Source organism: Streptomyces sp. NPDC001027 (assembly GCF_040299045.1).
In the GTDB taxonomy this organism is placed as follows: Bacteria; Actinomycetota; Actinomycetes; order Streptomycetales; family Streptomycetaceae; genus Streptomyces.
Genome location: NZ_JBEPBI010000014.1, coordinates 33,306 through 45,546 on the forward strand (window position 1 = coordinate 33,306; position 12,241 = coordinate 45,546).

Annotated in this window: 12 protein-coding genes; 9 read left to right on the forward strand and 3 right to left on the reverse strand. The window is 72.2% G+C overall.

The features are described from left to right. Position 1: 1 nt before the first annotated feature. From ABT300_RS07130 to ABT300_RS07160, 7 genes are all read left to right on the forward strand, one after another. Positions 2 to 1,267, forward strand: a complete 1,266-nt coding sequence (locus ABT300_RS07130) for an SCO2321 family membrane protein (RefSeq protein ID WP_351672986.1) — start codon at positions 2 to 4, stop codon at positions 1,265 to 1,267. Beyond that, on the forward strand, positions 1,264 to 2,061 hold the full coding sequence (locus ABT300_RS07135) for an SCO2322 family protein (protein ID WP_502977888.1): 798 nt from the start codon (positions 1,264 to 1,266) through the stop codon (positions 2,059 to 2,061). The genes ABT300_RS07130 and ABT300_RS07135 overlap by 4 nt, the downstream gene beginning before the upstream one ends. After that, positions 2,054 to 3,127: an energy-coupling factor transporter transmembrane component T gene (locus ABT300_RS07140; RefSeq protein WP_351672987.1), complete on the forward strand. Its 1,074-nt coding sequence runs from the start codon at positions 2,054 to 2,056 to the stop codon at positions 3,125 to 3,127. The genes ABT300_RS07135 and ABT300_RS07140 overlap by 8 nt, the downstream gene beginning before the upstream one ends. Then, complete coding sequence (locus ABT300_RS07145) at positions 3,124 to 4,965, forward strand: ABC transporter ATP-binding protein (RefSeq protein ID WP_351672988.1); 1,842 nt, start codon at positions 3,124 to 3,126, stop codon at positions 4,963 to 4,965. Before ABT300_RS07140 ends, ABT300_RS07145 begins: the two co-directional genes overlap by 4 nt. Next, positions 4,962 to 5,879 (forward strand): ECF transporter S component, encoded by a 918-nt coding sequence (locus ABT300_RS07150; protein ID WP_351672989.1) that lies wholly within the window; start codon positions 4,962 to 4,964, stop codon positions 5,877 to 5,879. The genes ABT300_RS07145 and ABT300_RS07150 overlap by 4 nt, the downstream gene beginning before the upstream one ends. Positions 5,880 to 6,215: 336 nt before the next feature. Then, positions 6,216 to 6,638 (forward strand): aggregation-promoting factor C-terminal-like domain-containing protein, encoded by a 423-nt coding sequence (locus ABT300_RS07155; RefSeq protein ID WP_351672990.1) that lies wholly within the window; start codon positions 6,216 to 6,218, stop codon positions 6,636 to 6,638. A gap of 205 nt (positions 6,639 to 6,843) precedes the next feature. Then, a complete protein-coding gene (locus tag ABT300_RS07160) occupies positions 6,844 to 7,587 on the forward strand; it encodes a YoaK family protein (RefSeq protein ID WP_351672991.1) in 744 nt (247 codons plus the stop codon). A gap of 89 nt (positions 7,588 to 7,676) precedes the next feature. Here ABT300_RS07160 and ABT300_RS07165 read toward each other — a convergent pair whose 3' ends face one another. Continuing rightward, positions 7,677 to 8,915 carry a cytochrome P450 gene (locus ABT300_RS07165; protein ID WP_351672992.1) on the reverse strand — a complete coding sequence of 413 codons (1,239 nt, stop codon included), beginning with the start codon at positions 8,913 to 8,915 and terminating at the stop codon, positions 7,677 to 7,679. Positions 8,916 to 9,108: 193 nt separating this feature from the next. Between ABT300_RS07165 and ABT300_RS07170 the strand changes: the two genes are divergently transcribed. After that, on the forward strand, positions 9,109 to 10,278 hold the full coding sequence (locus tag ABT300_RS07170) for a steroid 3-ketoacyl-CoA thiolase (RefSeq protein ID WP_351672993.1): 1,170 nt from the start codon (positions 9,109 to 9,111) through the stop codon (positions 10,276 to 10,278). On the opposite strand, the gene ABT300_RS07175 is transcribed toward ABT300_RS07170, so the two are convergent. Both ABT300_RS07175 and ABT300_RS07180 read right to left on the reverse strand, forming a co-directional pair. Further along, positions 10,262 to 10,474 (reverse strand): DUF397 domain-containing protein, encoded by a 213-nt coding sequence (locus tag ABT300_RS07175; RefSeq protein WP_351672994.1) that lies wholly within the window; start codon positions 10,472 to 10,474, stop codon positions 10,262 to 10,264. The two genes, ABT300_RS07170 and ABT300_RS07175, sit on opposite strands and share 17 nt — an antisense overlap. Beyond that, complete coding sequence (locus tag ABT300_RS07180) at positions 10,434 to 11,282, reverse strand: helix-turn-helix domain-containing protein (RefSeq protein ID WP_351672995.1); 849 nt, start codon at positions 11,280 to 11,282, stop codon at positions 10,434 to 10,436. Before ABT300_RS07180 ends, ABT300_RS07175 begins: the two co-directional genes overlap by 41 nt. Positions 11,283 to 11,361: 79 nt before the next feature. Here ABT300_RS07180 and ABT300_RS07185 point away from each other — a divergent pair, with 79 nt between their 5' ends. Further along, positions 11,362 to 11,778: an ATP-binding protein gene (locus ABT300_RS07185; protein WP_351672996.1), complete on the forward strand. Its 417-nt coding sequence runs from the start codon at positions 11,362 to 11,364 to the stop codon at positions 11,776 to 11,778. Positions 11,779 to 12,241 lie beyond the last annotated feature (463 nt).

Consider the following 12,241-nt stretch of genomic DNA (forward strand, 5'->3'; position numbering starts at 1 on the left):
CATGAACGTCCGCCGTAGCGCCGCGGCTCTCGCCGCCGCCACCGTCGTGCTGGGTGCAGCCGTCCCCGCCGTGGCCGCCACTCCGTCCCCCGCCCCCTCCGCGGCGAAGCCCGTCGGGCTGTACGGGACGTCCGACCCGACGTACGACGGTGTCTGGCGTCAGTCGCTGGCCCTGCTCGCGCAGCACACCGTGGGCGTCACCCCCGCCGACAAGGCCGTGGCGTGGCTGACCGGGCAGCAGTGCGCGAACGGCGCCTTCGCCGCCTTCCGCGCCGACACCGCCAAGCCCTGTGACGCGAAGCTGATGACGGACACCAACAGCACGGCAGCGGCCGTCCAGGCGCTGACCGCTCTCGGCGGTCACCGGGCCGCGGCGGACAAGGCGATCGGCTGGCTGAAGTCCGTCCAGAACGCCGACGGCGGGTGGGGCTACTCCGCGGGCGGGGCGAGCGACGCGAACTCGACGTCCGTCGTGGCGGGGGCGCTGACGGCGGCCGGGCAGCAGCCCGCGCAGGTGCGGAAGGCCGGGAAGTCGCCGCTCGACGCGCTCGGGAAGCTCTCCCTCCCGTGCGGCGGGGACGGCGGCGGCGCGTTCGCCTACCAGCCGGACAAGAAGGGCGCCCTCGCGGCCAACGCGGACGCGACGGCGGCGGGCGTGCTCGGCGCCCTCGGCGAGGGCTTCGCGGCGACGGCCGCAAAGGCCTCCGCGGCGCCCGTGTGCGGCGGCACGCCCGGCACGCTCGCCCCGGCCGACCTCGCCCGCAACGGCGCCGCCCACCTCGCCCGGGCGGTCGCCGCCACCGGCCACCTCACGTCGGCCCTGCCCGGCGCCGAGGACCAGCCCGACTACGGCAACACCGCCGACGCGGTCGTCGCGCTCGCCGCCCAGGGCGCGGCCCAGCAGGCGCAGAAGCCCCTCGCCTGGCTGCGGCAGAACGCGGCGGGCTGGGCGAAGCAGAGCGGCCCGGCCGCCTACGCCCAGCTGGTCTTCGCCGCCCACGCCGCGGGCGCCGACCCGCGTGCCTTCGGCGGCACGGACCTGGTCGCGCAGCTCAACGCCACAGGTCCCGCCCCGCGGGCCGCCGCGAAGGCGGGCGACCGGACCGCCGGCGCGGACACCGCCGAGGCCGGCAAGAAGGCCGACGCCGAAGAGAAGAGCGGCTCGGACTCGGGCTACAGCGTCTGGCTGATCGTCGGCGTCTTCCTCGTCGCCGGCATCGGCATCGGGTTCCTGCTCAGCGGCCGCGGCCGGAAGCGGCAGCCGTGACGCGCCGCCGCGCCGCCTTCGCCCTCGCCGCGCTGTCGCTCGTCCTCACCGGCGCGATCGGCGTGGTCGGCGCGATCGGCCTGGCGAGCCCGGCCCAGGCGGCGGGCTACCGCTACTGGTCCTTCTGGGACCGCGCCGGCGACCACTGGACGTACGCGACCCAGGGGCCGTCCGCCGCACGCCCCGCCGACGGCGACGTGCAGGGCTTCCGGTTCGCCGTGAGCGCGGACTCCCAGGACGCGTCGCAACCGCGCGGCGCGGCCTCGTTCGCGGCGATCTGCGCCGGGACGCCCGCGCAGGACGGCGCCAAGCGCGTGGCCCTGGTCCTCGACTTCGGCACGGCGGCGGACGCCCCGGGCGGCGAGACGCCGCCGTCGCCCTCGCCGCGCACGGCATGCGCCCGGGTCTCCCGCGACGCGACGACGGCCGAGGCCCTCGCCGCCGTCGCCAAGCCCCTGCGCTACGACACGAACGCCCTGCTGTGCGCGATCGCCGGCTACCCGGAGAGGGGCTGCGGGGAGCAGGTGTCGACGGACGGATCGGCGAGCGGATCAGGGGGCGCCTCAGCGGACGGGTCGGCAGGCGCCTCGGCCGACGGGACGACGCGGGCGACGGGCGGGACGACGCCGTCCGCGCCCCGGCAACCGCAAGCCGGTGACGGCAGTGGCAGCGACGACGACGGCGGTGCCGGCGGTCCGTCGCTCGGCCTCTACGGCGGCGCGGCAGCCGTGGGCGTGCTCGCCGCGGCGGCGGTGTGGCAGGCACGGCGGCGGGGTTCGCGCCGGAATGGCTGACCGCCGCTCCCGCCCGCACCTCCACCCCGCCGCCTGGTGGCTCTGGGCCCTCGGCCTGGGGACCGCCGCCACCCGTACCTCCAACCCGCTCCTCCTCGGCCTGCTCCTCGCGGTGTCCGCCTACGTCGTCGCCGTGTGCCGCCCGGACACGCCCTGGGCCCGCTCCTACGCCGCGTTCCTCAGGCTCGCCCTCGCCGTGCTGGTCATCCGGATCGTCTTCGTCGTCGTGCTGGGCTCCCCGATCCCGGGCACGCACGTCCTCGGCACGCTCCCCGAAGTCCCGCTTCCGCACTGGGCGCAGGGCACCCGGCTGGGCGGCGCGGTCACCGCCGAGGGCCTGCTCTTCGCGCTCTACGACGCCCTGCGCCTGGCGACCCTGCTGGTGTGCGTGGGCGCGGCCAACGCCCTGGCCAGCCCGTCCCGCCTGCTGAAGACCCTGCCCGGCGCGCTCTACGAGACAGGGGTGGCGGTGGTGGTGGCCATGACGTTCGCCCCGAACCTCGTCGCGGACGTCCACCGGCTGCGCGCCGCCCGCCGGCTGCGGGGCCGCCCGGACAGGGGGCTGCGCGGCCTGCTCCAGGTGGGCCTGCCGGTCCTGGAGGGCGCGCTGGAACGCTCGGTGGCCTTGGCCGCCGCGATGGACGCCCGCGGCTACGGCCGCACGGCCGACGTCCCCGCCCCCGTCCGACGGACGACGGCCGCCCTCACGCTGGGCGGTCTGCTCGGCGTCTGCGCGGGAACGTACGGACTGCTCACCGCTGCGGGCGGCGCGTACGGCCTGCCGGTGCTGCTCGCCGGGGTCGTCGCCGCGCTCGCCGGACTGCGCCTGGGAGGCCGCCGCTCCCCGCGCACCCGGTACCGCCCGGACCGCTGGACGCCGCGCGCCTGTCTGGTCGCCGCCTCCGGCGTCGCCGTCGCGGCTCTCCTCCTCGTCGCCGCTTCCGCCGACCCGGCGGCCCTGCACCCCGGCGTGGTGCCGCTGACCGCGCCCGCCCTTCCCCTGTGGCCGGCTGCGGCCGTCCTGATCGGCCTGCTGCCCGCGTTCGTGTCCGAGGAGCCGTCGTGATCCGTTTCGAGAACGTCTCCGTGACGTACGACGGCGTCGCCGAACCCGCCGTCGCCGGCGTCGACCTCGAGATCGCCGAGGGCGAACTCGTGCTGTTGGCGGGCCCGTCGGGGGTGGGCAAGTCGACGCTTCTGGGCGCGGTCGGCGGGCTCGTCCCGCACTTCACCGGCGGCGTCCTGCGCGGCAGGGTCACGGTCGCCGGCCGCGACACCCGCACCCACAGGCCGCGTGAACTCGCCGACGTCGTCGGCACGGTGGGCCAGGACCCGCTCTCGCACTTCGTGACGGACACGGTCGAGGAGGAACTCGCCTACGGCATGGAGTCGTTGGGCCTGTCGCCGGAGGTGATGCGCCGCCGCGTCGAGGAGACCCTCGACCTGCTCGGCCTGGCCGGACTGCGCGACCGCCCCATCGCCACCCTCTCCGGCGGCCAGCAGCAGCGCGTCGCGATCGGCTCGGTGCTCACGCCGCACCCCCGGGTGCTCGTCCTGGACGAGCCGACGTCCGCGCTCGACCCGGCCGCCGCCGAGGAGGTCCTCGCGGTCCTGCTCCGGCTGGTCCACGACCTGGGGACGACGGTGCTGCTGGCGGAGCACCGGCTGGAGCGCGTCCTGCAGTACGCCGACCAGGTCGCCCTGCTGCCCGCGCCGGGTGCGCCGCCCGTGCTCGGCGCTCCGGCGGACGTCATGGCCGTGTCCCCGGTGTTCCCCCCGGTCGTGGACCTGGGCCGGCTGGCGCACTGGTCGCCGCTGCCGCTGACGGTGCGCGACGCCCGCCGAAGGGCCGCCGACCTGCGGGAACGCCTCGCCGGGCGGGAAGCGAGCCGAGACCCCGGCGACGCACCCTGCCCCGCTCCCGGTGACGCACCCTGCGGCGCGCCCGGCGACGAACGCTGCGGGTCGGCGGCGGCACCGGTACCAGCACCAGCACCAGCACCAGCACTGAATCCTGTGCCTGCACCGGCGCCGCTTGTCGAGCCCCCGGCACGGACGCCGTCCGCGAGGATCTGGGCCCGCCGCCCCGCCCGCCGCCGCCTCCGCCGCGTCCCTCCCCCTCCCCTTTCTCGCGCCGTGCCCGCCGCCCCCGCACCCCCCGCCGAGGCTCGTTCCGTGGGCGTCCGCCGGGCCGGCGTCCAGGCCCTGCGCGGCGTCGATCTGACCGTCGCGCCCGGCGAGACCGTCGCTCTCATGGGCCGCAACGGGGCGGGCAAGTCGACGCTGCTCAACACGTTCGTGGGCCTGGTCGAGCCGTCCGCCGGAACGGTCCGCGTGTCGGGCGCCGTCCCGCACCGCGCCTCGCCCCGCGACCTGGTGCGTCGCGTCGGACTGGTCCCACAGGAGCCGCGCGACCTGCTGTACGCCGACACGGTCGCCGCCGAGTGCGCGGCCGCCGACCGGGACGCGCGGGCCGAGCCCGGCTCCTGCCGCGCCCTGGTCTCGGAGCTGCTGCCCGGCATCGCGGACGGCTTCCACCCGCGCGACCTCTCCGAGGGCCAGCGCCTCACCCTCGCGCTGGCCGTCGTCCTCACCGCGCGCCCGCCGCTCCTCCTCCTCGACGAGCCGACCCGCGGCCTGGACTACGCGGCGAAGGCCCGCCTGGTCGCCGTCCTGCGCGGGCTGGCGGCGGCCGGTCACGCGATCGTGCTGGCCACGCACGACGTGGAACTGGCCGCGGAACTGGCCGACCGGGTGGTGCTGCTCGCCGAGGGCGAGGTCATCGCGGACGGCCCGACGGCCGAGGTCGTGGTCTCCTCACCGTCCTTCGCCCCGCAGGTGACGAAGATCCTGGCCCCTCAGCAGTGGCTCACGGTCGCGCAGGTGAGGGAGGCGCTGCGATGACGGCCGGACCCGGACGGCGTCTGCGGCCCGTCCGCCTTGCGCGAGCCGAGCGGCTGGCGCGAGCCGAGCAGCTTCCGCGAGCCGGTCGGCGTCCACGAGCCGTCCGGCTGGGACCGCGCTCGCTCGCCGCGCTGACGCTGGTCGGCGCGGTGGGCGTGGTCGCCTTCGGCTGGCCCTTCCTGGCCCCGCCCAGCTCTGCCCTGAACGCCCACGCCGAGGACGCCCCCTGGCTCTTCGCGGGCCTCCTTGTGCTGCTGGTGGCGGTCGTGGCGGCGACGATCTCGGAGTCCGGGCTGGGCGCCAAGGCGGTGGCGATGCTGGGCGTGCTGGCGGCGACGGGCGCGGCGCTGCGTCCGCTCGGCGCGGGGACGGCGGGCATCGAGCCGATGTTCTTCCTCATGGTGTTGAGCGGGCGGGTCCTCGGTCCCGGCTTCGGCTTCGTCCTCGGCTCGGTGACCATGTTCGCGTCCGCGCTGCTCACCGGCGGGGTGGGCCCGTGGATGCCGTTCCAGATGCTGGCGATGGGCTGGTTCACGATGGGCGCGGGCCTGCTGCCGGGCGGCGACCGGCTGCGCGGCCGGGCCGAACTGCTGCTGCTGTCGGTGTACGGCTTCCTGGCCGCCTTCGCCTACGGCACGGCGATGAACCTGGCCGGCTGGCCCTTCATGGGCACGCTGGCCTCGGGCGTCGCCTTCGATCCCGACGGGACGGTCCCGGCGAACCTGGCCCGCTTCGTGGCGTACTGCGTGGCGACGTCACTGGGCTGGGACCTGGGGCGGGCGCTGGTCACGGTGCTGTTGACGTGCACGCTCGGCCCGGCGGTGCTGAAGGCGCTGCGCAGAGCCACTCGTCGGGCGGCCTTCGAGACCGCGGTCACATTCGAAGCCTCCCGGACGCCCTCCGAGCACCGTTGACCGGTGAACCACCCCACATGACCCACATCACCTACTAAACCCCATAGTGGGGTGAATCGGATGCCATGGGCATGCCATTAGCGGCCCTGACCTGCACATTGAGAGCCAGGTCACATCAACGCCCTGCCCCCGACATACGACGTCAACTAGCAAAAGGGGTCTTTGCGGACACCGCTCGATCCTGTTTCTCTGGATGACGTCGCACGGCGCCGACGAGCCCACGGGCCTCGGCGCCGCGGCATGCAGCCACCCACCGCACACCACGCGGTGCGGCCACGCACCGCGTGACTCCGGCATGCAGGCGACCGCCACTGTCCCCGAAGGAAAAGGTTCTCCGTGTCCGTCTCCGTCATCCGTCGCATCGCTTCCCCGAAGAAGGCCCTCACCGGCATCGCCGTGGCCACCGCCGCCGCCGGCATGGCGCTATCCGCGGCGCCGGCCCACGCCGCGACGGCGTCCGCGCCCTCCGCCGCCAAGGCCCAGGCGATCGCGCACAAGATGATCCCGGACGCCGCGCAGTACAAGGCCTTCTCCAACATCGTCAAGCACGAGAGCGGCTGGGACGTCGACGCCACCAACGCCTCCTCCGGCGCCTACGGCCTCGTCCAGGCCCTGCCCGGCTCCAAGATGGCCTCGGCCGGCTCGGACTGGAAGACCAACGCCAAGACCCAGATCAAGTGGGGCCTGGACTACATGAACTCCCGCTACGGCAGCCCGGTCGGCGCCTGGACCTTCTGGCAGGCCAACGGCTGGTACTGAGCCACGCCGCACGCCCCGCACGCATGACCTGCACCGCCCGCATCACCTGCATCACCTGCACTGCCTGCATCACCGGCACCGGTGCTTGAGCCCCGCCGTGTGACCCGCGCCTCGCGCGCCCCGATACGCGTCGAAGGCGGCGGCCCCCGATCCCCCGGGCCGCCGCCTTCGGCGTTTTCCCACCTCGCCGTGCTCCACTGAGCGAATGACCGGCACCGAGCCCCCGACCGACCCCCCGGAGCCCTCACAGCCCCCGGGACCGGCACAGCCCGCGCCGCAAAATCCGGGAGGGCGCGGAGGCGTTCGTCTGGTCCCCGTCCTCCTCGTCCTGACGGCCATGAGCGGCCTCATCGACGCGGTCACCTATCTCGGTCTGGGGCATGTCTTCACCGCCAACATGACCGGCAACGTCGTGGTGCTGGGTTTCGCCGCAGCCGGCGCCCCCGGCTTCTCGGTCCCGCACACGGCGACTTCACTCGTCTTCTTCCTGGCAGGCGCCGCGACCGGCGGCCGTGTCGCCCGGCGGCTGGGCGACGGCTCACGCCGTGCACCGGCGCGGGCGATGCTGGCCACCGAGGCGCTCCTCCTAGCGGTCGCGGCGGCCGTGGCGTCCGCCACCTCGGACGACGCCCAGGTCACCGTCTACGCGGTCATCACGTTGACCGCGTTCGCGATGGGCCTGCGCAACGCGACGGTCCGCAGACTGTCGGTGCCCGGCATCACCACGACCACCGTCGTGACGATGACCCTCACCGGCCTGGCCGCGGACTCCTGGGCGGGCGACGGCTCGGGCCGGGGATCGCCCCGCCGCGCCGCGGCCGTGACGGCGATGTTCTCGGGCGCGGTGCTCGGCGCGGCCCTGGTGCTCCACACCGACCTGGCGATTCCGCTGCTGCTGGCCTCCGTGACGTCGGCGGCCATGGCCTGCACGGCGTCCGGCGAGGACTGACCGCGAGCGAGGCCCGGCTGCGAGCAGGGCCGACCGCGAGGGAGGCCGCCCGGCGGCCGTCCCGATGCGCGGGGACGGCGCCGCCGGGGTCACCCCGCGCTGACCCTCAGCTCCTTCACCCCGTTGATCCAGGCGGACCGCAGTCGTCGCGGGTCGCCGACCAGCGTCATGCCAGGCATGGCGTCGGCGATGGCGTTGAAGATGAGGTTGATCTCGAGGACGGCGAGCGACTTGCCGAGGCAGAAGTGCGGTCCGCCCCCGCCGAACCCGAGATGCGGATTGGGATCGCGGGTGACGTCGAAGGAGTCCGGGTTCTCGAACACCTCGGGATCGCGGTTGGCGGAGGCGTAGAAGATGCCGACCCGGTCCCCCTTCCTGATCGGCTTGCCGCCGAGCTCGGTGTCCTGGGTGGCGGTCCGCTGGAAGGCGACGACGGGGGTGGCCCACCGCACGACCTCCTCGGCGGCGGTGTCGGGCCGTTCGCGCTTGTAGAGCTCCCACTGCTCGGGGTGGGTGAGGAAGGCGTGCATCCCGTGAGTGGTGGCGTTGCGGGTCGTCTCGTTCCCGGCCACGGCGAGCATGAGGACGAAGAACCCGAACTCGTCGGAGTTGAGGTTGCCCTCGTTCTCGGCGGCCACCAGCGTGGAGACGATGTCCTGCGCGGGGCACTGCTTGCGCTCGGCGGCCATGTTCATGGCGTAGGCGATCACCTCGGCGGCCGACTGCTGGCCGACCTCGGCGGTGATGGCGTACTCGGGGTCGTCGTACGCGATCATCTTGTTGGACCACTCGAAGATCTTCGCGCGGTCGTCCTGGGGGATGCCGATCAGCTCGGCGATGGCCTGCAGCGGCAGCTCCGAGGCGACGGAGGTGACGAAGTCGAAGGAACCGCCGCCCTGTTCGCGCGCCCGCTCGACGATGTCGACGGCCCGCGCCCGCAGCCGCTCCTCGAGCCCGCGGATGGCCCGCGGGGTGAACCCGCGCTGCACGATCTGCCGCACCCGGGTGTGCTCGGGCGGATCCATGTTCAGCAGGATGAACCGCTGGGCGTCGATCGAGGAGCGCTCGATGCGCTCGTTGAACCGGATGATCGCGGTGTTGAGGTAGGAGGAGAAGAGCTCGGGGTGCGTGGACACGTATTTCACATCCGCGTGCCGGGTCACCGCCCAATAACCCTCGTCCTGGAAGCCGGCGACATTGCCCGACTGAGGGATCCAGCGGACCGGTTCGGCCTGCCGCAGCGCGGCGAACTCGGGCAGGGGAACGTGGCGTTGCAGCAGGTCGGGGTCGGTGAAGTCGAACCCGTCGGGAAGCGCTGGACAGTGCATCGGCGGCTCCAGCCATCTGACGACGCCGGCTACGTCGGCATCCGCAGAATCTGACGTGTCATCAGAAACAGATTGCGGAGAAGGTAGTTCAGGAGCCTTGAGGCTGCAAGACCCTTGCGGTGACGCACGTCACGTCAGCAGACTGCACAGAGCAGAACTAGAACACGTACTAGTTCCGAAGGGATCCGCACCCATGGCCGCCGAACCCGTGATCGTGGAAGCAGTCCGCACTCCCATCGGCAAGCGCGGCGGCGCGCTCGCCAACCTGCACCCCGCCTATCTCCTGGGCGAGACCTACCGCGAACTCCTCGGCCGCACCGGCATCCCCGCCGACGCCGTGGAACAGATCGTCGGCGGCACCGTGACCCACGCCGGCGAACAGTCCATGAACCCCGCCCGCACCGCCTGGCTGACCGTGGGCCTCCCCTACGAGACGGCGGCGACCACCGTCGACTGCCAGTGCGGCTCCTCGCAGCAGGCCTCGCACATGACGGCGAACATGATCGCGGCGGGCGTGATCGACGTCGGCATCAGCTGCGGCGTCGAGGCGATGAGCCGCGTCCCGCTCGGCTCGGGCTCGAAGCACGGCCCGGGAAAACCGTTTCCGGACGAGTGGAACGTCGACCTCCCCAACCAGTTCGAGGCGGCGGAACGCATAGCGCGCCACCGCGGCCTGACGCGTGCGGACGTGGACGAGCTGGGCGTCCTCTCGCAGAACCGGGCGGCGACGGCCTGGTCGGAGGAACGCTTCAAGCGCGAGACCTTCGCCGTCCAGGTCCCCACCACGGAGGACGAACAGGCGGCGGGCCAGGGCATGTGGCGTCTGGTCGACCGTGACGAGGGCCTGCGCGACACCTCGCTGGACGCGCTGGCGGGCCTGAAGCCGGTGATGCCGACGGCGATCCACACGGCCGGCAACTCCTCGCAGATCAGCGACGGCGCGGCGGCGATCATGTGGGCCTCGAAACGGATGGCTCGCGCCCTGAAGCTGAAGCCGAGGGCTCGGATCGTCGCCCAGGCCCTGGTGGGCGCGAACCCCCACTTCCACCTGGACGGCCCCATCGACGCGACCCGCGCGGTGCTCGGCAAGGCGGGCATGACCCTGAAGGACATCGACCTGGTCGAGATCAACGAGGCGTTCGCGTCGGTGGTGCTGAGCTGGACGAAGGTCTTCGACGCCGACCTGTCCAAGGTCAACGTCAACGGCGGAGCGATCGCCCTCGGCCACCCGGTCGGCGCGACGGGCGCCCGCCTGATCACCACGGCCCTGCACGAACTGGAGCGCACCGACAAGGAGTTCGCCCTGATCACCATGTGCGCAGGCGGCGCCCTGGCCACCGGCACGATCATCCAACGCCTGTAACCCACCCCAGAAACCGCGAGAACCCGGCGGGCCCAACAGTCAACACCGGCCCCGCCGGGTCCTTGGAATCACGAACAGCAACAACGGCACCTGCCTCAGCAACAGGCTGGGCGATTTCGACGCAGTCCCCGCCCTGGTCCCCGCTGTAGCTGGACTTACGCCACTGGATCCCCGTCAGAGTCACTTTGCTCCCCATAGCGCTCCTCCATCACTCGCCGGATTAGCTCCGCAGAATCCTTGAGGGAGAGAGCGGCAGCCCGAAGATGATCGTAACGGAGTGAACAGTCCTTGACTGTGTCCGGGTTTGCGCTCGGATAGCCGATGCCATAGCCCTCGGTATAGACGATGGCCGGGTCGCCGGTGAAGCGGTAGACGTTGAACGAGCCTTGCGTGCCAGGGTGGGCCCCGGCGGCAAACGGCAGCACCTGCACATTGATCCGAGGGTTCCCCTCGAACGACAACAGATGGGCCAGTTGCTCGCGCATGACGGCCCGTCCGCCGATCTCCTGCCGCAGCGCCGCCTCGCTCAACACCAGCCAGAACACGGGTGGATCGGCCTTGCCGAAAATGCGCTGGCGAGCGAGCCGGACTGCGGCGCGGTCATCGAGGTCATTGCGATCGAGCACCCCGAGAACGGCACGGGCGTAGGCCGGGGTCTGCAGCAACCCGTGCACCAGATGGGTCTGGAAGGTGCAGATCTCGATAGCCTGCGCCTCCAACTCAGCCACCTGCTGGAACCAGACCGGAAGCTGACTGCGCAGGACGAGGACGACGAGCCGAGAGAAGAGGCCACCAGTACCCAGCGCCGCGTCCACGCGCTCGCTGAACTCAGGGGTGGGAACCTTCCGGGCCGTCTCGATCTGCCCAACCAGCGAGCCGGTGTAGTTGAGGACGTCCCCCATCTGCCGTTGCGTAAGGCCGGCCGCCTCCCGCAGTCGCCGCAACTCGAACCCGTAGTAGTCGAGCGGCGAAGCTCCGGGGTCAAGAACGCTCACATGGGTCACGCAGGGCCCCTCTCTCACACGACCACGGGTTGCATTCACTCTGTAGCCCAGAGTAGTTGCGCGAGGTCATCCTCGGAGCGTGAACGGATACTTCCCCTCGATCTACGCACCCCCGGTCCCCACCCAGTACCGTATGGCCCTCACGGCCGACGCCCACTCGGCCCGCCACATCCGCAGAATCGCCCGCAGGCTCCTGGCGGACTGGAACATGGAGCCGCTGACGGACACGGTGGAACTGGCGCTGACGGAGCTGATCGCCAACGCCGTCCGCCACGTCCCGAACCGCCGGTGCACCCTGCTGCTCCAGAGGCAGGCAACAGGAGTCCGTGCAGAAGTAACAGACACTTACGGCCAACGCCTCCCGACCCTCACGGAGTCACCACCGGACCCGGACTCAGAAAGCGGCCGAGGCCTGTTTCTCCTGAACGCCCTGGTGGACAGGTGGGGCGTGACACCGACCCCCGAAGGCGGAAAAACGGTGTGGTTCGAGTGCTGATTGCCAGTGCTCGTTCACCCACTCGCCGCTGACGTGAGGGGGTGAGATTGGCACCTCACCTCTAGACTAGGCTAGGGCGTCGATCTCGCCGAGAGAAAGCAACTGCTGGGCGAACCTATTGAGGCTTTCAGCGGCATCTCGGAACCTCTTTGAAGAGCCACCCACTGCGGCGCACGTCCGATAATTAAACAACGACTGGTGCTGGCGCCCCACCGCAACGGCCCGCCAGTCGGCGAGCCGCCACGATAGACCGAGATCAAGTTACAGATCGTACGGGTAGAGCAGAATTTCGGGAACTCGGAAGGAAATCGCCCCGTCCAAGGGAACTTCTGCGCGCCGGTCCGGGATCTCGGTCAGAACGATGTCAGACCCCACTCTGATCTCTACGACCGGATCATCACTCCCGCCGACCCTGACGACTTCTCCCGTAATCAAGGTACCGGGCTCCGCGCCGCCCCCCTCC